Source organism: Stappia indica, from assembly GCF_020177335.1.
Lineage (GTDB): Bacteria > Pseudomonadota > Alphaproteobacteria > Rhizobiales > Stappiaceae > Stappia > Stappia indica_B.
In genome coordinates this window covers 757,340-778,841 of sequence record NZ_JAIVMG010000001.1, presented here as the reverse complement: position 1 = coordinate 778,841, position 21,502 = coordinate 757,340, and the positions used below count along the sequence as shown (strand labels likewise).

15 protein-coding genes are annotated in these 21,502 nt (G+C 64.4%); 12 read left to right on the top strand and 3 right to left on the bottom strand.

Annotation, left to right across the window (positions count from 1 at the left end; genetic code table 11):
* Positions 1-272 precede the first annotated feature (272 nt).
* Entirely contained in the window at positions 273-1,280 is a 1,008-nt protein-coding gene (gene galE, locus LC062_RS03425) for a UDP-glucose 4-epimerase GalE (protein ID WP_224909604.1), read from the bottom strand.
* Between the two features lie 416 nt (positions 1,281-1,696).
* Between galE and LC062_RS03420 the strand changes: the two genes are divergently transcribed.
* The 4 genes from LC062_RS03420 to cysN all read left to right on the top strand — a co-directional run bounded on the left by LC062_RS03420 (position 1,697) and on the right by cysN (position 6,905).
* Entirely contained in the window at positions 1,697-3,013 is a 1,317-nt protein-coding gene (locus LC062_RS03420; protein ID WP_224909603.1) for a UDP-glucose dehydrogenase family protein, read from the top strand.
* 49 nt (positions 3,014-3,062) lie between these two features.
* The gene (gene cysQ / locus LC062_RS03415) at positions 3,063-3,881 is read left to right on the top strand and encodes a 3'(2'),5'-bisphosphate nucleotidase CysQ (protein ID WP_224909602.1); all 819 of its coding nucleotides are present in this window, start codon (positions 3,063-3,065) and stop codon (positions 3,879-3,881) included.
* A gap of 221 nt (positions 3,882-4,102) precedes the next feature.
* The gene (gene cysD, locus LC062_RS03410; RefSeq protein WP_224909601.1) at positions 4,103-5,008 is read left to right on the top strand and encodes a sulfate adenylyltransferase subunit CysD; all 906 of its coding nucleotides are present in this window, start codon (positions 4,103-4,105) and stop codon (positions 5,006-5,008) included.
* Positions 5,009-5,018: 10 nt separating this feature from the next.
* Positions 5,019-6,905, top strand: coding sequence for a sulfate adenylyltransferase subunit CysN (gene cysN / locus LC062_RS03405; RefSeq protein WP_224909600.1), 1,887 nt, complete (start codon positions 5,019-5,021; stop codon positions 6,903-6,905).
* 108 nt (positions 6,906-7,013) lie between these two features.
* On the opposite strand, the gene LC062_RS03400 is transcribed toward cysN, so the two are convergent.
* Positions 7,014-7,988, bottom strand: coding sequence for a DUF2793 domain-containing protein (locus tag LC062_RS03400; protein WP_224909599.1), 975 nt, complete (start codon positions 7,986-7,988; stop codon positions 7,014-7,016).
* A gap of 353 nt (positions 7,989-8,341) precedes the next feature.
* On the opposite strand from LC062_RS03400, the gene LC062_RS03395 reads away from it, so the two are divergent.
* The 8 genes from LC062_RS03395 (at position 8,342) to LC062_RS03360 (ending at position 19,382) form a co-directional block, all read left to right on the top strand.
* Positions 8,342-9,178: a class I SAM-dependent methyltransferase gene (locus tag LC062_RS03395; RefSeq protein WP_224909598.1), complete on the top strand. Its 837-nt coding sequence runs from the start codon at positions 8,342-8,344 to the stop codon at positions 9,176-9,178.
* Between the two features lie 175 nt (positions 9,179-9,353).
* Entirely contained in the window at positions 9,354-10,799 is a 1,446-nt protein-coding gene (locus tag LC062_RS03390) for a mannose-1-phosphate guanylyltransferase/mannose-6-phosphate isomerase (RefSeq protein ID WP_224909597.1), read from the top strand.
* A 119-nt stretch (positions 10,800-10,918) separates the two neighbouring features.
* Entirely contained in the window at positions 10,919-12,418 is a 1,500-nt protein-coding gene (locus LC062_RS03385) for a phosphomannomutase/phosphoglucomutase (RefSeq protein WP_224909596.1), read from the top strand.
* A 43-nt stretch (positions 12,419-12,461) separates the two neighbouring features.
* Positions 12,462-13,649 carry an AGE family epimerase/isomerase gene (locus LC062_RS03380; RefSeq protein WP_224909595.1) on the top strand — a complete coding sequence of 396 codons (1,188 nt, stop codon included), beginning with the start codon at positions 12,462-12,464 and terminating at the stop codon, positions 13,647-13,649.
* Positions 13,650-13,853: 204 nt separating this feature from the next.
* A complete protein-coding gene (locus LC062_RS03375; RefSeq protein ID WP_224909594.1) occupies positions 13,854-15,167 on the top strand; it encodes a nucleotide sugar dehydrogenase in 1,314 nt (437 codons plus the stop codon).
* Positions 15,168-15,307: 140 nt separating this feature from the next.
* Positions 15,308-18,445 carry an isoleucine--tRNA ligase gene (gene ileS / locus LC062_RS03370; RefSeq protein WP_224909593.1) on the top strand — a complete coding sequence of 1,046 codons (3,138 nt, stop codon included), beginning with the start codon at positions 15,308-15,310 and terminating at the stop codon, positions 18,443-18,445.
* Positions 18,446-18,538: 93 nt separating this feature from the next.
* Complete coding sequence (gene cueR, locus LC062_RS03365) at positions 18,539-18,937, top strand: Cu(I)-responsive transcriptional regulator (RefSeq protein WP_224909592.1); 399 nt, start codon at positions 18,539-18,541, stop codon at positions 18,935-18,937.
* Positions 18,938-18,947: 10 nt separating this feature from the next.
* On the top strand, positions 18,948-19,382 hold the full coding sequence (locus LC062_RS03360) for a c-type cytochrome (RefSeq protein ID WP_224909591.1): 435 nt from the start codon (positions 18,948-18,950) through the stop codon (positions 19,380-19,382).
* A gap of 121 nt (positions 19,383-19,503) precedes the next feature.
* On the opposite strand, the gene LC062_RS03355 is transcribed toward LC062_RS03360, so the two are convergent.
* On the bottom strand, positions 19,504-20,832 hold the full coding sequence (locus LC062_RS03355; protein ID WP_224909590.1) for a DEAD/DEAH box helicase: 1,329 nt from the start codon (positions 20,830-20,832) through the stop codon (positions 19,504-19,506).
* Between the last annotated feature and the right edge of the window lie 670 nt (positions 20,833-21,502).

Here is a 21,502-nt window from a genome sequence, read left to right as displayed (position 1 = left end):
CCTGTGACTTACGTCAAGTAGTCGGTGAATGATACCGTTTTGCAAAAAAATGCAGCGCGTTTTCCACGGGGTTGGCTTGATGTAGTCTTTTATGCTCGGTAAATTTTACAGGGCTACGTTGAGTGATGTGAGTTTTTCTGCCTCTACGTCAGTATCTTGGTCGTTCGCTGCGGTGGCGTGATTGTGGGGGGGCTTTTTACTCGCGTTGGTGACGAGTTTCTGTCCTGCGCGTGCGAAGGGTTGCATGCCCCCCTTCTTTTTGCTGAGGGACTTCAGGAAACTCCTTCCTGGGCACCCATGTTGCGTTGGGCGAGATGTTTTTCCCAGTCGAGCGCATGCCGGACGATCAGATCGAGATCGGCGTACTGCGGCTGCCAGTCGAGTTTTTCAAGGATGGCGGTATTGTCGGCGATGACACGCGGGGAATCGCCCACTCTGCGTTGTCCCAGCTGGATCGGGAAGTCGTTGCCGGACAGCCGCTTTACGGCGTCAATCACTTCATACACGGAGTAGCCGTGGCCATAGCCGCAATTGAGCGTGAAGCTTTCCGACTTGGCGCGCAGGTGCTGCAACGCCAGATAATGAGCGTTCACGAGATCCGACACATGGATGTAGTCGCGCAGGGCAGTGCCGTCGGCTGTGTCGTAATCGGTGCCGAAGACGCTCATGCCCGGGCGTTTTCCGGTCGCCGCCTCGCAAGCCACCTTGATCAGGTGGGTCGCACCATCGGTCGATTGTCCGGTGCGTTGGTGGGGGTCGGCGCCCGCCACGTTGAAGTAGCGCAGTGCTGCGTAGTGCAGCGCGCCGGTCGCGGCGATGTCACGCAGCATCTGCTCGATCATCAGCTTTGACGTGCCATAGGGGGAGAGGGGGGCAAGAGGGGTATCCTCGGCCACCGGAGCCTCTTCCGGAGCGCCATAGAGGGCGGCGGTGGAGGAGAAGATCAGGCGGTTGATCCCGGCCTTGAGGCAGTGGTCGACAAGCGCGAGCGTGGCGCAGGTGTTGTTGCGATAGTATTTGATCGGGTCGGCGACGGATTCAGGGACCACCACCGATCCGGCGAAATGGATCACGGCCTCGATGTCATGCGCGTTGGTGATCCGTTCGATGATGGCCGGATCATCGATGTCGCCGCGCACGAAATGCGCTTGCCCGGCGATCGCCCATTCATGTCCGGTGCACAGGTTGTCGAGGACCACGACATCTTCGCCAGCGTCGAGCAATGTCCAGACCATATGGCTGCCGATATAGCCGGCGCCGCCGGTGACCAAGATCGCCATGGGGTGTCCTCCTGCCTGTTTTGGGGTGCTGCGCGATGAGTGAAGTCTAGCACAACCTGTATGGGTAGGCGTCAATGCCTTGTGGTTTGTGACAATTCAATAGTCGCTCCCCTACTTTCGGATGATCTGCGGTCATCTTCCGTGGAAAGCTTGTGAAACCGAATCCCGGGTTGACAAACCGTCCGACGCGGAACACCAAGACGAAGATTTCGCAATGGGTGATACCGGCAGGGGCGGGATACCGTGGAGCGTGTCTCCAACCAGAACTGGCCAGGCGTGAACGCTGTCCCTGTATGGACCCAGACGGAGTCGGGAAACCCTCGGCAAACCGCCAGGGCGCGTCCTTGCACCGCGACTATCCGCAACACATCGTCACGCCCCGATGAGCGGGGTCATGTCTGGACACAGGAGTTGTCATGCGTATTGCCATGATCGGAACGGGGTATGTCGGGCTCGTTTCCGGTGTTTGTTTCTCCGAGTTCGGGTTCGATGTGACCTGTGTGGATATCGATGCGGACAAGATCGCCAGGCTGAATAACAAGGAAATTCCGATCTACGAGCCGGGACTGGATGCGCTGGTGGAGCGGAACCTGGAGGCGGGGCGGCTTGGTTTCACCACCGATCTGGATGGCGCGGTGGCGGCCGCCAATGTGGTGTTCATCGCCGTGGGAACCCCCTCCCGGCGCGGCGATGGCGAAGCAGACCTGACCTATGTCTTTGATGCCGCCCGGCAGGTTGCCCGAGTGTTGACGCCGGGCACCGTCGTGGTGATCAAGTCGACCGTCGTGGTCGGCACCTGCCGCAAGGTGGCCCAGATCATTCGCGAGGAGCGCCCGGACGCGGAGTTCTCGATTGCCTCCAATCCGGAGTTCCTGCGCGAAGGCTCGGCGATCGAGGACTTCATGCGGCCGGACCGGGTGGTGGTCGGCGCGGAGGACGCGCGTGCGGAAGAGGCGTTGCGCCGGCTCTATCGGCCCTTGTACCTGCGCGAAACGCCGATTCTCGTCTCGACGCTGGAAAACGCGGAACTGACCAAATACGCGGCCAATGCCTTCCTGGCGCTGAAGATCACCTTCATCAATGAGATCGCCAACCTGTGCGAGCGGGTCGGTGCAGATGTTCAGAAGGTGGCCAGCGGCATCGGCCTCGACAACCGCATCGGCGGCAAGTTCCTGCACGCGGGGCCGGGCTTCGGCGGGTCCTGCTTTCCCAAGGATACCTCCGCGTTGGCCGCGACCGGGGCCCGGCACGGTGCGCCCTTGCGGCTGGTGGAAACCACCATTGAGGTCAATGAGGCGCGCAAGCGCGACATGGCGACCCGCATTCTGGCGGCGCTGGGGCCTGAGACCGCTGGCAAGCGGGTCGGTATCCTCGGCATCGCCTTCAAGCCCAATACCGACGATGTGCGCGACGCGCCGTCGCTGGTGATCGTCCCGGCCCTGCAGGCGGCGGGGGTCGAGGTCATCGCCCATGATCCGGAAGCCCGCGAGCAGGCCGAGCCGCTGTTGCCAGGTGTTGTCTGGTGCGAAAACCCCTATGACGTGGCAAACGATGTGGACGTTCTGGCGGTGGTGACCGAATGGAACCTCTACCGCGGTCTGGCGCCTGAAGAACTGGCAACGCGGATGCGTGGCCGGTCGGTGATCGACATGCGCAACATCTGGGCTGCCCCGGATGTCGAGGCGGCGGGGCTCCGTTACCAGGGGATCGGCAAGCCGGCGGCGAAGGGCTGACCTTCGCATTGCCGCAGGGCGTGTTTCAAGGAAGGAAAGAGCGGTGATCATGTCCGGCGAATTGGACTGTCTGCGGCGGATCGGCGAGGATGCGGGGGCTCTGATCCTCACCTACTACCGGGGCGGGGTCGAGGTTGAGCGCAAGAGCGACGACAGCCCGGTGACCGAGGCGGACCGGCGGGCGGAGGCCTTGATCCTGTCGCGCCTGGCGCAGGAATTCCCCGGTATTCCTATGATTGCCGAGGAGGCCGCCGCCGCCGGCAAGCTGCCGCACATCGGCGAGCGCTTCTTCCTGATCGATCCGCTGGATGGGACCCGCGAATTCATTGGCGGACGTGGGGATTTCACCGTGAATATCGCGCTCATCGACAATGGGCGCCCGGTTCTGGGGCTGGTGCATGCCCCGGCTCATGAGGAAACCTTTGTGGGCAGCGTCGAAGACGGCGCCTTCCTGTCGCGTACCGGGAGCGGTGAGGTGCGCCGGATCCGCACCCGCGTGGCGGATCCCGAGGCCCTGACGGCGGTGGCAAGCCGCTCCCATCGCTCTGAACGCACCGATCTGTTGCTGGACGCACTTGGCGTGGCCCAGCGCGTCAATGTCGGCTCGTCCCTGAAATTCTGTCAGGTCGCCCGGGGCGAAGCCGACTTCTATCCCCGCTTCAGCCGCACCATGGAATGGGACACGGCGGCTGGTCATGCGGTTCTGGTGGCCGCTGGTGGTCGCGTCACCGGTCTCGATGGCGGTGTCTTCTCCTATGGCAAGCGCAATCAGGCCGATGATGCGGATTTCGCCAATCCGGGCTTTCTCGCCGCCGGCGATCCGAGCATCATCGACCAGGCCACGCCTCACATCGGTGCCGGTCTCTGACCACTTGAGCTGAATGACAGAGATTTTTTAATCTCCGGCATTTGTCGGCAATCCTGTTCCTCGCACATCTCCCTCCTTGCGCCTTAAGTCAGGACAGAAGGGGCGGCGCCGCGCCGTCCTGAAAAGGTTCCTGTCGGGTTCGGGCGTTTCCGCATGTCGCGGATGGTCCGCATGGCGACAGCCACACGCGAAAAGCGCGCGTGGAGAGCGAGGGTCAGATCGTGTCAAACAGACGAAGCCATCTTCAGCGTCTGGAAGCTGAATCCATCCGTATCCTGCGCGAGGTCGTGGCCGAGATGAAAAATCCGGTCATGCTCTATTCGATCGGCAAGGATTCCAGCGTCATGCTGCATCTGGCGCGCAAGGCCTTCTATCCGGCGCCGCCGCCGTTCCCGCTGCTGCATGTGGACACCACCTGGAAATTCCGGGAGATGATCGCGTTCCGTGATCGGATGGCCGCAGAGGCCGGGATGCGGCTGTTGACCCACACCAATGCCCAAGGGGTGGCGGAAGGGGTCAATCCGTTCGATCATGGCTCGTCCTATTACACCCAGGTCATGAAGACCGATGCGCTGAAACAGGCGCTCGACCGGTTCGGCTTCGACGCGGCCTTCGGCGGCGCCCGGCGCGATGAGGAGAAGTCCCGGTCGAAGGAGCGGGTCTTTTCGTTCCGCTCCGCCGCCCACGGCTGGGACCCGAAGAACCAGCGGCCGGAGCTCTGGTCTATCTTCAACACCCGGGTGAAGCCGGGCGAGTCCATGCGCGTCTTCCCCTTGTCCAACTGGACCGAGCTGGACATCTGGCAATACATCCGCACCGAGAACATCCCGATCGTGCCGCTTTACTTCGCCAAGGAGCGGCCGGTGGTCGAGCGCAACGGTGCGCTGGTGATGGTCGATGACGACCGTCTGCCGCTGCATCCCGGCGAGGTGTCGCAGATGCGCCGGATCCGGTTCCGCACCCTTGGCTGCTATCCGCTGACGGCGGCGGTGGAATCCGATGCCGATACGCTCGATGACATCGTCACCGAAATGCTGATCGCCCGCACCTCCGAACGTTCGGGGCGGCTGATCGACCATGACGAAGCCGCTTCGATGGAAAAGAAGAAGCGCGAAGGCTATTTCTGAGGACCATGACATGAACCAGTTGCCTTCGATTTCCGCGCCGGTCGTCGATTATCTGGAAAACCACGAGCAGAAGGGACTGCTTCGGTTCCTGACCTGCGGCAGTGTCGATGACGGCAAGTCGACGTTGATCGGCCGCCTGCTGCATGACAGCAAGCGGGTGTTCGAGGATCAACTCGCCGCCCTTCGTTCCGACTCGCGCAAGCACGGCACGCAAGGGAAGGCGATCGACTTCGCCCTTCTGGTCGACGGGCTGGAGGCGGAGCGCGAGCAGGGCATCACCATCGACGTTGCCTACCGGTTCTTCGCCACCGATCACCGCAAGTTCATCGTTGCCGATACGCCGGGCCACGAGCAGTACACCCGCAACATGGCGACCGGCGCCTCGACCTCCGATCTCGCCGTGATCCTTGTGGATGCGCGCAAGGGCATTCTGCAGCAGACCCGGCGCCATTCTTTCATCGTGTCGCTGCTTGGCATCCGCCATGTGGTGGTGGCGGTCAACAAGATGGATCTGATCGATTTCGATGCGGACCGGTTTGCCGAGATCGAAGCGGGCTATCGTGCCTTTGCCGAAAGCTTCGGCTTTGACACGCTGCAGGTGATCCCGATTTCGGCGCTTCAGGGCGCCAATATCGTCGAGCGGTCGCCGCAGATGCCCTGGTACGCGGGGCCGACGCTGATCGGGCATCTCAATGAGATCGACGTATCGAGCGATGATGCGGGCCGGCCGTTCCGCATGCCGGTGCAGTGGATCAATCGGCCGGATCTGGATTTTCGCGGCTATTGCGGCACCATCGTCAGCGGCCGCATCCGCCCCGGTGATCCGGTTGCGGTGGCCGCCTCTGGCCAGCACACCCGTATTGCCCGGATCGTCACCATGGATGGCGACGTGGAGGAAGCCCAGTGCGGCGATGCGGTGACCCTCACCCTGACCGATGAAGTCGATGCCTCGCGTGGCGATGTGATCTGCGATCCGAAGGCGCGGCCGGAAATCGCCGACCGGTTTTCCGCCCATCTCATCTGGATGGGAGACCAGAAGCTGGTGCCGGGGCGCACCTATGCGGTCAAGGCGGGCAAGCAGTCGGCCACCGGTGTCGTCTCGCGGATCGGCCACCGGATCGACGTCAACAGCTTCGCTCAGGACGAGGTCGACAGCCTGTCGCTCAATGAGATCGGGTTTTGCGATCTGGCCCTGTCGGCGCCGATTGCCTTCGATCCGTATGAGGTCAACCGGGAGATGGGGTCGTTCATCCTGATCGACCGGATGACCAATCAGACCGTGGCGGCGGGCGTGATCTGGCGCAGCTTGCGCTCGGCGGACAACATTCACCGCCAGGCGGTCGACGTGGACAAGCAGTCGCGGGCGATCGTGACCGGGCAGAAGCCGGTGGCGCTGTGGTTCACCGGCCTGTCGGGCGCGGGCAAGTCGACCATCGCCAATCTGGTGGAACGCAAGCTTCACGCCAGGGGGCGGCTGACCTATCTGCTCGATGGTGACAACGTGCGCCACGGCCTCAATCAGGATCTCGGCTTCTCCGATGAGGACCGGGTGGAGAATATCCGCCGGGTCGGGGAAGTGGCGAAACTGTTCGTCGATGCCGGCTTGATTTCGCTGGTCTCCTTCATCTCGCCGTTCCGCTCTGATCGTCAGATGGCACGCACCCTGTTCGAGGAGGGGGAGTTCGTGGAGATCCACGTCGCGGCGCCGCTTGAGGTTGCCGAGGCGCGGGATCCGAAGGGGCTTTATCAGAAGGCGCGGGAAGGAAAGATCCGGAACTTCACCGGGATCGACAGCCCGTATGAGCCGCCGCAAGCCCCGGAACTGGTGCTTGATACCGTCGCCCTGGATGCCGAAGCGCTGGCAGATCAGGTCATCCGCTATCTGGGGCTCGACTGACCGCCAGTCCCTTTGCGTGCCCCCTCCCGTTTCGCCGTCCAGATGGCCGGAACGGGAGGGGGCGCCGCGGCGCCGAACGGATGACCCTGCCGGGGTGCGTCGTTTCGACTATCCTATGAAGGTGTAGCGGAAGGTCATTGCGCCGCCATGGCGGTTCTCCAGCTTCAGCGCACCTTCGATCCGTCCCAGCGTCACGCCGGGCGCCGTTCCGGTTGTCCCGGTCACATCGGCGTTCATCGTGTAGAAGGTTGCGCCCCCGAAGATGCGGGTGATCTCGGGAGTGAGGCCCGTGTCGAACAGCGCCATGCCGCTGCGGGCGGACTGCGGATAGGCGCTGTCCGGCTGGTTGGTGATGATCACGATCCCGCTGGTCGACGGGGTCGGGATCGTCGCCGCGCTGTTGTCGGGGATGAGAACATCGCCGGAATAGAACGACCGCGCTCGCATGTTGTTGGTGGCAAGGATGCTACCTGCAACTTCCAGGGCCTCCGTCGGCGCGGTGCCAAGGCCCACATGGCCGGTGCCGCGGTCGATTTGCAGCGCGGAGGTCCAGTCCGCGCCATTGGCGCTGACCTTGATGGTGAGGGCGTCATTGCCGGTAAGGCCGATTTCCGCCCGGCCTGAATGGTTGGTCTGCAGAAGCAGGCTGGCGGTATCTCCGGGTGCCTGCTTGTTGATCTTGAGCCGATGATCGTTGCCTTCGTGGTTGAAGAGAACCGTATCGGAGCAGACGATCAGCCGGTTGCCCGGATCGGCGGCGGCATTGATGCCAAGCCGTGAGGTGGATACTACCTCCTCGGTCGCGGCGCTCAGCGGTTCCCAGCCGCCGCCGCTGCGAACGAAGAAACGCCCGCTGTCGGCAACCCAGCAAAGCCAGCCCTCTCGCGGCAACAGAAACCGCCAGATGCCATCCTGCCAGAGGGCGATCTGGCCATCCTTGCCGGTGAAATCGCCGGTGGCGCCAGCGGCGACGATATGGCGCTCACCATCGGCCGGTGTCGGCGGCGGCTCGGTCAGCGCCGCGCTTGCGACCGACAGTTGCACCACCGCATCGAGCTGCAGCAGGGCCTCGTTGTGGGTCACATGTTTCTGCGCCTGGCTGGGAAGAATCAACGGAAGGAGATGGTGAGTGGTGGTCTGCATCATTGCCCCATCGGTCGGGAGAGTGTCCTTCGATGATAAGCGGGGCTGGCGGGGCGGGGAATTTACGCCGGTACCCGGGGGCAAAACGGCGGCGGACGCCCGCTTTCGCCTGAGACGGGGTGGGGATTGGAAAGGGGAGCGGTTGACGGCGGACGTGACAGGCGCGGGTGGGAAGCTCTCCTCCTCGTCTGGGGCTCGTACCCTAGGCAAGGCCGGGTGATTTGCACTAAGGAGATATGCGCGACGGAAATTGTCGGTCAGGATCTGACCGTCGGCGCCTGACGGAGTTCTCCATGTCGGCTCTTTACGAAATGAAGCGGCGCTTTCAGCGGAAGTTGCCGAAGGCGTGGCAGCACCGGTTTCAGGAAGCAATCTATGTGCTGCTCTATCGCGTCTCACCGGCGCGCAAGCAGAATTTCTTCAACAGTGGCTATGCACCAGCGCTGAGCGAGCTTGAGAAGCTTCCGCCGTTCGACCGCGAGCCGCTTCAGGCAACGCTCTATGACCTGGTGCTGCGTCAACTGGTCGAGGATATCCCCGGCGAACGCGGCGCGATTCTCGATATCGGCTGCGGACTTGGCGGTGGCATCCGGCTTGCCTCCCTGCGCTATCCAGGGAGCAAGGTCACCGGGGTCGACATCAATGCGACTGCGGTCAAGGTCTGCCGCAAGCGGATGAAGGATCTGACGAGCGCCACAGTGATCCTTGGCAATGGCCGGGCCTTGCCGCTGCCCGATGCCGCTTTCGATTTCATCTTCAGTGTCGGCGCGGCGAGCTACATCTCTTTGCCGGAATTTCTGCAGGAGGCCGCTCGCGTGCTGAAGCCGGGCGGAACGCTGTCCTTCTCGGTTGGTTACACGGATGCGAGTTTCGAGCGGCACCGACAGATCGTCGAAGCCCACGCCCGCAAGGTCGGGCTCTCCGTGCGCAACACCGTCGACATCACCGAGAACGTATTCGCCGCAATTGCCGAGGATACGCCCCGTCGCCAGGCCCTGATCAATCGGGTGCCCTGGCCGTTCCGCGGCTACGCCCTGAACTGGGCCGACATGCCCGGCACGCCGCGCTATCAGGAATATGCCGATGGCCGCCGGCTCGACTACGCTGTGGTCTGCACCAAGGACGCCTAAATGGGGCCGCACTGATCCCGCATGAGGTCGGCCGCGCATCGCCTTTGTGGGATAGGCTCCCGAGGGAAACCGCGTTAACGTCCTTGCAGGACCGTGCGGGTTATATCCATGGTCAGGCGCATCCTGAGGCTGTGGCTTCAGCCGCTTTGCGCAATGTGCAGCAAGACAACTCGGCATGAGGGTGCCCGTGATCATACCCTGTATTTTGTCCGGCGGGGCCGGATCCCGCCTTTGGCCCCTGTCGCGGTCCTTGCGCCCGAAACAGTTCCTGCCGATCTTCGATGGCGAAAGCCTGTTCCAGAAGACCTTGCGGCGGTTCCCGGCCGGCGACTTTGCGGCGCCGATCGTCATCGCCAACGCCAATCACCGCTTCCTTGTCGGCGAGCAGATGGAGGAGGTGTCCGCAGCCGATGGCGAAGGAGCCATCGTTCTTGAGCCGGTCGGGCGCAATACGGCCGCTCCGGTGGCCATCGCCGCCTTGCGCGCGGCGAAAACCGACCCGGATGCGCTGGTGCTGATCGCCCCGTCCGACCACCTGGTGCGCGATGGCGACCGGTTCCGCGAGGCGGTTCGTGCGGCGGAGCCTGCGGCGCAGGCTGGAAAGATCGTCACCTTCGGCATTCAGCCGTCGGAACCGCATACCGGATATGGCTATATCCGGCTGGCCGGGGCGATGGGCCGGGTGCGGCCGGTTGAGGCCTTTGTCGAGAAGCCGGATCTTGCGCGGGCGGAAGCCTTCCTCAAGGACGGCAACTATGTCTGGAATGCCGGCATCTTCCTGTTCAGTGCCCGCACCATGATCGAGGAATTCGAACGGCTCAGCCCGGAGATCCTTGCCAGCGTGCGCCGTGCCCTTGATGCGGCGACCACCGATCTCGATTTCCTGCGGCTCGATGCCGAACTCTTCCGCGCCGTGCCGGATATTTCCATCGACTACGCCATCATGGAAAAGACCGATCGGGTCGCCTGTGTGCCGATGGATCCGGGCTGGAACGACCTTGGCTCCTGGTCGGCGGTCTGGGAAACCCTCGACAAGAGCGCGGAAGGAAACAGCTCTCTCGGCGAAGCGATCTACGTCGAAAGCCGTGACAATCTGGTGGTCAGCGATGCCGCGCTGGTGTCGGTGGTCGGCCTCGACAATGTGATGGTGGTGGCCACCAAGGATGCGGTGCTGGTCGCCGCCAAGGACCGGGCGCAGGACGTCAAGGAGGTGGTGGAGCGCCTGAAGGCGAACGACCGGCGCGAGGTGCGCGAGCACCGGCGGGTCTACCGCCCCTGGGGATGGCGCGAGGAGATCGCCACCGGCGACAGGTTCCATGTTCAGGAGATCGAGATTCAGCCCGGCGGCGCCATGTCGGAGCAAAGCCATGTCAATCGCGCCGAGCATTGGGTCGTGGTGTCCGGCACGCTGGAGATCACCCTTGACGGGGAGGCACGCCTGATGACGGAAAACCAGTCCGCCTATGCTCCGGTGGGGACCCGGCATCGGCTGGCCAATCCGGGGCGCGTGCCCGCCCGCGTCATTGAAATACAATCCGGCTCCTATATCGGAGACGATGATATCGTCCGCTATGGCGATGCCGAAGCGGCTGGCGCCGAGGGCGACTGCGGGTGGGACTGACACCGCCGCCCGCCAACCGGTCGCCGCACACAAGAGATATCCGTTTCCGCCAGTCGGGAGCGAACCAGAACCATTGCGCACGCAGCCGTGGCTGCACACAGAACACTTGAGGGTCTTCGATGTTTCCGCTGCCTGTCGCCCAGCTTCTTCCCAACACGCCCGAGTTCGAATCGCACCCGATGGTCAAGCCGACCGGCTTCCGCGAATATGACGCCAGGTGGCTGTTCGAGAAGGAAATCAACCTGATGGGCATTCAGGCCCTCGGGATGGGAATTGCCACCTTGATGCATGAGCGGGGAACCCGGCCGGATATCGTCGTCGGTCATGATTTCCGCAGCTATTCCGCCGCGATCAAGATGGCGCTGATCACCGGGTTGATGGCAGGCGGCGTGCGCGTGCATGACATCGGGCTGGCCTTGTCGCCGATGGCCTATTTCGCCCAGTTCGCGCTCGACGTGCCGGCGGTGGCCATGGTCACCGCCTCGCACAACGACAACGGCTGGACCGGGGTCAAGATGGGCATCGACCGGCCGCTGACTTTCGGGCCGGATGAGATGACGCGGCTGAAGGAACTGGTGCTGACCGCCACGTTCAAGCCCGCCGAGGGCGGCTCCTACCGCTTCGTGGAGAATTTCGCCGAGGTCTATATCAAGGACCTGACCGATCGCGCGAAGCTGTCGCGGCCGATCAAGGTGGTCGCCGCCTGTGGCAATGGCACGGCGGGAGCTTTTGCGCCGAAGGTGCTGGAGGCGCTGGGCGCGGAGGTGGTGCCGCTCGACTGCGAGCTGGACCACAGCTTCCCGCGCTACAACCCCAACCCCGAAGACATGAAGATGCTGCATGCCCTGCGCGACAAGGTGCTGGAGGTCGGCGCGGAAGTCGGCCTCGGCTTCGATGGCGATGGCGACCGCTGCGGCGTGGTCGACAACGAGGGTGAGGAGATCTTCGCCGACAAGGTCGGGGTGATGCTGGCGCGCGATCTGTCGGCGCTGCACCCCGAAAGCCGCTTTGTCGTCGATGTGAAATCCACCGGCCTGTTCGCGACTGATCCGGTGTTGCAGGCCAATGGCGCGGTGACCGAATACTGGAAGACCGGCCATTCCTACATGAAGCGTCGGGTGAACGAACTGGGCGCGCTGGTCGGTTTCGAAAAGTCCGGCCACTACTTCTTCAACGGGCCGATCGGCCGGGGCTATGACGACGGTCTGGTGTCGGCGATTGCCATCCTCGACATGCTGGACCGCAACCCGGATCGCAGCATGGCGGACCTCCGCCGCGCCCTGCCGAAGACTTGGGGCTCGCCGACCATGTCGCCCCATTGCGACGACGAGATCAAATACCAGGTGGTGGACCGGGTGATCGCGCGCTTCCAGGCGATGCAAGGGAAGGGCGAGCGGCTTGCCGGCCAGGCGATCAGCGATCTGGTGACTGTCAATGGTGTGCGGGTCGTCAGCGAGGACGGCACCTGGGGTCTCGTGCGGGCGTCCTCGAACAAGCCGGAGCTGGTGGTCGTGGTGGAAAGCCCGGTCTCCGAAGCGCGGCTGAAGGAGATGTTCCACGCGGTCGACGCGGTGCTTCGGGAGAACCCGGAAGTCGGTGCCTACAACCAGACCATCTGAGGGTTTGGACCTGGCGTTTTTCTGGGGTGAGGGGAGACAGACCATGAGCGCACAGGATGCAAAGGCACTCGCGGCGTCCCGGGACCGGCTGGTCGCCTGGTTGCGGGATGCGGCATTACCGGTCTGGGCGGTGGCCGGCTTCGACCCGCAAACCGGGTGCTTCGCCGAAAAGCTCGACCTTGCCACCGCGACCGATACCGGCGCCGTGTCCCGTCCGCGTGTGCCGCCGCGCCAGATCTATGCCTTCCTCGTTGGCCGCGATCTGGGGTGGAGCGGACCGGCGGGCGAGATCGCCTGTAAGGGGCTTATCGGGTTCCTGCGCGATTTCGAAGCGTCGGACGGGACGATCCGCCTTCGCACTGCATCCGGGGGCGACGGAGAGGGGAGCTTCGATCTCTACGACCAGAGCTTCGCCCTTCTGGCCTATGCCCACCTCGCGGCAGCACTGCCCGAATTGCGCGGCGAGATGGAACAGCGCGCCGGCTGGCTGGCCGCTGAGCTGTGCGAGCGCTATGCCCATGCGGAGGCCGGTTTCGAAGAGGATGTGCCGCGTCGCCTGCCGCTGCGGGCCAATCCGCATATGCATCTGTTCGAGGCGGCCCGCGCCTGGGAAGCGGTCAGCGACAATCCGGCCTGGGAGGAGATGGCCGATGAAATCGCGGAGCTGGCGCTTTCTCGGTTCATTTCCCCGGTGACCGGGGCCTTGCGCGAATTCTTCGATGGCGACTGGCAGCCGATGCCCGGCGCCGAGGGGCGGGTGGTGGAGCCCGGCCATCAGTTCGAATGGGCGTGGCTCCTGACCGGCTGGGCCCGGGCGCGCGGGCGGACGGACGCGCTCGCGGCGGCGCGGGCGCTTTATGTGATTGGCCGCGATCATGGCATCTGTCCGCAGCGACAGGTGGCGTTTTTCTCATTGACCAACGATCTTCAGCCGCTGGAAACCCACGCCCGCCTGTGGTCGCAGACCGAATGGCTGAAGGCGGCGTTGATCCAGGCCGAGGAAGCCGCTTCGGCGCCGGAGCGGGCGGCCTGTCTCGCCGATGCGCTGCGTGCCATCGCCGCACTGGAACGGTTTCTCGCCGTTGAGACGGATGGGCTCTGGTTCGACCGGATCCTGCCGGATGGCGAGATTGTCGCCGAGCCGGCGCCGGCGTCCTCGCTCTATCATATTGTCGGTGCGATCGCTGAGCTGGACCGGGTGGTGCGGGCGCTCGGCAAGGCGAACGGCTGACCGACGCGCCGGCAAGCGCTTGCCCGAACCGGTGAAAAATGCCGCAACGGGCGGCAAGCACTCGCTCGCTCTCTTGCCCCGGCCGGGTCCCCGTGCCAAACGGATGGCTCCAGCACTTCGAAGGCGCCGCCGGTGAGACGCAGGTCGATCCCCTCCCTGCACCGGCGCTGCGATAGTTTGACGGAACACGACATGAATGCGGACATGACAGGAAACGCCGCGCTGGCCGGTCTGACGGCGCGCATGGCCGACCGGACCGCGCGGATCGGCATCATCGGCCTTGGCTACGTCGGTTTGCCGCTGGCGCTGCGCTTCAGCGAGATCGGCTATTCGGTCGTCGGCTTCGACGTCGATCCGGGCAAGGTGGCCGATCTCAATGCGCGGCAGGGCTACACCCGCTATGTCGGAAGCCGCACCGAGGAGGTGCGCTTCGCCAGTCCCTTCGTCGCCACCGACGATTTCGCCCTTGCCGCCGAGTGCGATGCGCTGATCCTGTGCGTGCCGACCCCGCTGGGCAAATATCACGATCCGGATATCGGCTATATCCTCGACGCCGCCCGCAGCATTCGGCCGCATCTGCGCTCAGGGCAGGTGGTGGCGCTGGAAAGCACCACCTATCCGGGCACCACCGAGGAAGACATGCTGCCGGAGTTGATGCGCTCGGATCTGGAAGTCGGCCGCGATGTGTTCGTCGTCTATTCGCCGGAGCGCGAGGACCCGGGTAACGCCCAGTTCGACATTCGCCGCATCCCGAAGGTGGTGAGCGGCGTCACGCCGGCCTGTCTGGCGGCGGCTCAGGCGCTCTACGGTCCGGCGGTCGATACGCTGGTGCCGGTGGCCTCCACTCGGGTCGCGGAGATGACCAAGCTGCTGGAGAACATCCACCGGGCGGTCAACATCGGCCTTGTCAACGAGATGAAGACCCTGGCCGACCGCATGGGCATCGACATTTTCGACGTCATCCGCGCGGCGGCGACCAAGCCCTTCGGCTTCACCGCCTTCTATCCCGGTCCCGGCGTTGGCGGGCACTGCATTCCGGTCGATCCCTTCTACCTGACCTGGAAGGCGCGCGAATACGGTCTGCACACCCGGTTCATCGAGCTGGCAGGCGAGATCAACCGCTACATGCCCGACTTCATCGTTGAAAAGCTGATGGATGCGCTGAACGGCGCACGCAAGTCGCTGAACGGCTCGCGGGTGCTGGTGCTCGGTGCGTCTTTCAAGAAAAACATCGACGATGTGCGGGAATCGCCCAGCCTTCTGGTGATCGAGCGCATCCTGGCCAAGGGGGGCGAGGTGATCTTTGCCGATCCTTATGTTGCCGAACTGACGCTGGAGGGAGGCCGGGTGCTGACGCCGGTCGCCGCCGATGCGGCCACCGTTGCCGGCTGCGATGCGGTGGTGGTCGCCACCGACCACGACGCCTTCGACTACGAGATGATCGGCCGCGAAGCGGCGCTGATCGTCGACACGCGCGGCCGGTTCCCGGCCAGCGATCCGAAGGTGACGCGCGCCTGATGCCTGCCTGCCGTTCCAGCGGCGGATTTGACAGGTGACGATTGTTTTTTTGCCGCCGGTCGGCTAACCCACCGGTTCGGCCGTTTGCGGTCGAAATCAGCGCCCCGGCGGGGGGCGAACAACAAGACGGGACGTTCCTGATGTACGAGGCCATCGATCCAACCCCCAATTTTCCGAAGCTGGAGGAAGACATCCTCAAGTTCTGGGAAGAAAACCGGATTTTCGAGGCTTCGGTGGAGCAGCGCCGCAAAGAGGGCGCCGGCGAGTACATCTTCTACGATGGACCTCCCTTCGCCAACGGCCTGCCGCACTACGGGCATCTGGCCACCGGTTTCGTCAAGGATCTGGTCCCGCGCTACCGCACCATGCGCGGCGATTGCGTCGAGCGCCGCTTCGGCTGGGATTGCCACGGCCTGCCGGCTGAGCTGACCTCGGAAAAGGAACTGGGCATCTCGGGCCGCAACGAGATCCTCGAATACGGCATCGGCAAGTTCAACGCCCATTGCTCCGTCTCGGTGATGCGCTTCACCAATGAGTGGGAGTATTACGTCAACCGGCAGGGGCGCTGGGTCGACTTCGAGAACGATTACAAGACGATGAACCTTTCCTTCATGGAAAGCGTCATCTGGGGCTTCAAGCAGCTCTGGGACAAGGGGCTCGTTTATCGCGGCTATCGCGTGGTGCCCTATTCCTGGGCGGTGCAGACGCCGCTGTCGAATTTCGAGACCCGTCTCGACAACTCCTATCGCGAGCGCCAGGACCCGGCGCTGACCGTCGGCTTCCTCTTGACCGACGAGCGTTTCGCCGCTGTCCCGACCCGGCTGCTGGCCTGGACGACGACCCCCTGGACCCTGCCGTCGAACCTGGCACTCGCCGTGTCGCCCGACCTTGCCTACGCCGTGCTGGAATCGGATGGCGAACGGGTGATCCTCGCCGAGGCGGCGCTGGAGCGCTACGAGCGCGAGTTCGCCGAGTGGACTCGCGTTGGCACCTTTACCGGCGCCGAGCTGGCCGGTGCGCCCTACGAGCCGCTGTTCCCGTATTTCGCCGGCACGGAAAACGCCTTCCAGGTGCTGGCCGCCGAGTTCGTCGAGGCGGGCGACGGCACGGGCTGCGTGCATATCGCGCCGGGCTTCGGTGAGGACGACTTCGAGCTCGCCCGCGACCGGAACATCCCGCTGGTGGTGCCGGTGGACGAGGCGGGCAAGTTCACCGCCGAGGTGAAGGATTACGTCGGGCAGAACGTGATCGAGGCCAACAAGGACATCATTCGCGACCTGAAGGCGCGTAAGGTGGTCTATCGGCATGAGACCTACCTGCACGACTATCCCCATTGCTGGCGCACGGACACGCCACTGATCTACAAGGCGATCGACGCCTGGTATGTGGCAGTCTCCACCTTCAAGGACCGTATGGTCGAGCTCAACCGCGAGATCGACTGGGTGCCGGAGCACGTGCGCGACGGCCAGTTCGGCAAGTGGCTGGAGAACGCCCGCGACTGGAACATCTCCCGCAACCGCTTCTGGGGCTGCCCGATCCCGGTCTGGGTCAGCGACAATCCCGATTTCCCGCGCATGGATGTCTACGGCTCGCTGGACGAGATCGAGGCTGACTTCGGCGTGCGGCCGGACGATCTGCACCGGCCGATGATCGACGAGCTGGTGCGGCCGAACCCGGATGATCCGAGCGGCAAGTCGATGATGCGCCGGGTGCCGGAAGTGCTCGACGTGTGGTTCGATTCCGGCTCCATGCCCTTCGCCCAGGTGCATTACCCGTTCGAGAACAAGGAGCGGTTCGAGCAGAACTTCCCCGCCGACTTCATCGTCGAATACGTCGCCCAGACCCGTGGCTGGTTCTACACCCTGATGGTGCTGTCCACCGCGATCTTCGATCAGGCGCCGTTCCGCAACGCGGTCTGTCATGGCGTCGTTCTGGACGAGGACAAGCAGAAGCTTTCCAAGCGGCTGCAGAACTATCCGGACCCGGTCGGGGTGTTCAACACCTACGGCGCCGACGCGCTGCGCTGGTACATGCTGTCCTCGCCGCTGCTGGTGGGCGGCGATCTTGCGGTGGCCAAGGACGGGCGCGGCATTGCCCAGTCCCTGCGCCAGGCGATCATTCCGATCTGGAGCGCCTATTACTTCTTCACGCTCTACGCCAATGCCGATGGCTACAAGGCCGAGGTTCGCTTCGACCAGAAGGGGCTGCTTGATCGCTACATCCTCGCCAAGACGCGGGAGCTGATCGAGAAGATCGAGGGCGCGCTCGACGCTTATGACATTCCGGCCGCCTATGCGGTGGTGCCGGGCTACATCGACGCGCTCAACAACTGGTACATCCGGCGCGGCCGTGCCCGGTTCTGGACCGAGACGACCGATGAGGACAAGCGCGACGCGCTCGATACGCTCTACACCGTGCTGACCCATCTGACGCGCACCCTGGCGCCGATGATGCCGTTCGTCAGTGAGCGGATCTACAAGGGGCTGACCGGGGAGCTGTCCGTGCATCTGGCCGACTGGCCGGAGGCGGCAGCCCTGCCACACGATCCGGTGCTGGTGCGCCGCATGGACCTGATCCGCGAGATCTGCGCCAGCGTCATGTCCCTGCGCGAAGCCAAGCGCCTGCGTGCGCGTTTGCCGCTGAAGACCCTGACCATCGCCCATGCGGACATCGAGGAGCTGCGGCCCTACGCTTCGCTGATCGCCGATGAGGTCAACGTCAAGGAAGTGGTGCTGGAAAGCGACCCGCTTTCGGTCGGCGAGCACAGCCTTGTGGTCAAGCCGCAGATCGGCAAGCGTCTCGGCAAGAAGATGAAGGAGGTGATGATCGCCTCCAAGTCCGGCAACTGGACCCTGCGTCCCGACGGCATCGTCGAGCTTGCCGGCATCGAGCTGCCGCCGGAAGACTACACCATGCGGGTGATGGCGACTGAAGGGGCCGATACGGGCCTGTTCGACGCCAGCCGCGGTGTGGTGGTGATGGACACGCGCCTTTATCCGGAGCTGGAGCGCGAGGGGCTTGCCCGCGATCTGGTGCGCCTGATCCAGCAGACCCGCAAGGATGGCGATTTCAACGTCACCGACCGGATCCGCCTCAATCTCACCGTGCCGGACAGCCTGTTGCAGGCGGTCGAGGAGCACCGGGAGCGGATCGCTGGCGACACGCTGGCACTGGAACTGACCGTCGGTGAGCCCTTCGAGGGCGGCTATCGGGCGAGCCACGCCCTGTCCGGCGCCGATGTGGTCATCGAGATGGCGCGGATCGACGGCGCGAACTGACGAAAACGCCCCGGTCCGACAGGATCGGGGCGCTTGACCTTCCCGTAGCTGGATGGTTCACCTTGGCCTCGGAGTAACCCGACGAGGCGGACCATGAACATCGGTGCTGCGGCGGAACGGTCGAACCTTCCCGCAAAAACCATTCGCTACTATGAAGAGATCGCGCTGGTCACTCCGACCCGCGCGGCCAATGGCTATCGCGACTACAGCGACAAGGACGTGCACCGGCTGCGGTTTCTGCAGCGGTCCCGCAGCCTTGGCTTTACCATCGACGAATGCCGGGCGCTGTTGTCGCTCTACGACAACGAGCAGCGCGCCAGCGCCGATGTGAAGGCGGTGGCGCTGGAAAAGATCGGCGAAGTCGAGCGCAAGATCGCCGAACTGCAGGCCATGAAGAAGGTGCTGAAGCGGCTTGCCGAAAGCTGCCACGGCGATGCACGGCCCGACTGCCCGATCCTCGACGATCTGGCCGGCGCGGATCCTCTGGCATGACGGGGGCGGCATGAGCGGAAAAGGCAAGGTCCTGGCGCTGCTTGTGGTGATCGCTGCCGGCGTTGCCGGTGCGCTGCTCCTGCGCGGCGGCGAGGCCCCGCCGTCCGCGCCCGGCGCTGGTGGCGCGGCGCTTGCGAGCGTGAAGGTCCCGGCGCGTCTGTCCGAGACGGAGCGGGCCGGGGCGGCGCTGTTTGCGGCCAATTGTGCCACCTGCCACGGGGGCAACGCCGCCGGGCGGGGCGGGCAGGGGCCGCCGCTGGTGCACAAGATCTACGAGCCTAGCCACCATGCCGATGGCGCGTTCTTCCTCGCCGCCACGCGCGGCGTGCGCCAGCATCACTGGACCTTCGGCGACATGGCGCCGGTGCCGGAGGTGAGTGAAGCGGATGTGGCGGCGATTGTCGCCTATGTCCGCGCCTTGCAGCGGGAAAACGGCATCTTCTGAGGGGGGATTTGCTCCGCGCGGACGAGACGCAATTCCGCCGGGCAGGCGGAAAATGAAAACGCCGGCGCGAGAGGCGCCGGCGTTTTCGTGTCGGTATTGGCCCAAAAGGCCGATGTGGTCGTTAGCCGGTATGCGCCGAATCGAACCGGCGCTGCCGGCCGCGATAGCCGCCTTCGGAGCCGGAGGGACGATCCTCGCGGGGGCCGCGCTTGGCTCCCTGCGGCTTGCCACGGAAGCCGCGCGGCTTGCCATTGGCACCGGCGTCACCCTCGGCCCGGGGCTTGAACGGCCGCCGGGAGGGCTTGCGCCCCTTGGAGGGCATCGGGCCATCGTCCTCGCGCTCGACCAGCGTCTTGCCGATCAGCTTCTCGATGTCGCGCAGGAACGGCCGTTCGCTGCGGTCGCAGAAGGAGACGGCAAAGCCGCTCTTGCCCGCGCGCGCCGTCCGGCCAATGCGGTGGACGTAGGATTCCGGCACGTTCGGCAGTTCGAAATTCACCACATGCGAGACGCCATCCACGTCGATGCCGCGCGCGGCGATATCGGTGGCGACGAGCACCGGGGTGCGGCCGGAGCGGAAGGCGTCGAGCGCACGCTGGCGCTGGCCCTGGCTCTTGTTGCCGTGGATCGCGGCGGAGGAGAAGCCGGCCCGCTCAAGATGCTGCGCCACCTTGTCGGCGCCATGCTTGGTGCGGGTGAAGACGATCGCCCGTTCCATGTTTTCGGTGTTGAGCACGTCGACCAGCGCCTGGCGCTTGGCGTCACGCTCGATCAGCAGCACCTTCTGCTCGATCCGGTCGATCGGCTTGGAAGCCGGGGCGACGGCAATTTCCTGCGGATTGCGCAGGAAGTCGTCGGCAAGCGCACGGATCGGCTTGGGCATCGTTGCGGACAGGAGCACGGTCTGGCGCTCTGCCGGCAGGGCGGCGAGAATCTTGCGGATCGCCGGCAGAAAGCCAAGATCCAGCATGTGGTCGGCCTCGTCGAGGACGATGGTCGTGGTCTGGTCGAGACGCACGGCACCGGTCGACATGTGGTCGAGCAGGCGGCCCGGCGTGGCGACGACGATGTCGATGCCACGGGCAAGGTTGCGGATCTGCGGCATCGGCCGGGCGCCGCCGACCACGACGGTCGACGAATGGCGCACCTTCTGGCCATAGGCGCGGATGCTGTCGGCGATCTGCGCCGCCAGTTCGCGGGTTGGAGCGAGAATCAGCGAGCTGCAGGTCTTGGGCTGCGGACGGCCCTTCTGCTGGCACACGCGATGAAGCAGCGGCAGCACGAAAGAAGCGGTCTTGCCGGTGCCGGTCTGGGCGAGGCCCAGAACGTCGCTGCCGGACAGAATTGCGGGGATGCCCTGTGCCTGGATCGGCGTCGGCGAAGTATAGCCTTCGGCCGCAACGGCTTTCAGGATCGGCTCGGCGAGGCCGAGATCAGAAAAAGTGGTCAAGTCGAATCCTTGCTATGTCGCCGCGCGCCAGGCAAGTGCCGGCGCAGGGCGAGTGCGAGCGTTGTCGATAAAGGGAGCTTGCGCAGATCAGCTGCCTTGGTCATGCGCTTCCCGGAGGAGGCGGCTTTCTCGGGCAACGATCGGATCAGGAAAGTTGCTGGGCCTGAAGGCGCCGTGAACGGTCGGACCGTCTCTCCACGCAGCGCTGGCACAAGCCGTAGACCACATAACCGTGTGCGGTGCAACGAAAATCGTGTGCGCCGCATATCAGCTCCGCCCTGGCCGGAGGACTGCCGGAGGGTGGCCGGCGGCGCGGACGGTCGGCCCCGCGGCGCCATTAATGGAATGAATATTCCAAAATCTGGCGAGGAGGTCGGGTTCGGAGCGGTCTCGCCGGTTGGGGTGGGAGCACGGCGCCATGCGGGTCTGCCTGTCGTCAACCGGCGCTCTCGGTGTAAGGTCCGTTATGCCTTGATTTTGCGTAAGAAAAATTACACTCCCAACTCTCATTTGGCGAATTCCGGAGGGAATAACGGCGCGTTCTTGCCTGGTCCTCTGGCCAAGTGGAAGGGCGGAGGCCGGCCCGGCTTCGTGGTAAGGGGCTTCGGGGGTATTCCGAGTGGCAGACCGGGAGAAAGGTGAAAATCCGGTTGCGGGGCGGGAAAATGGA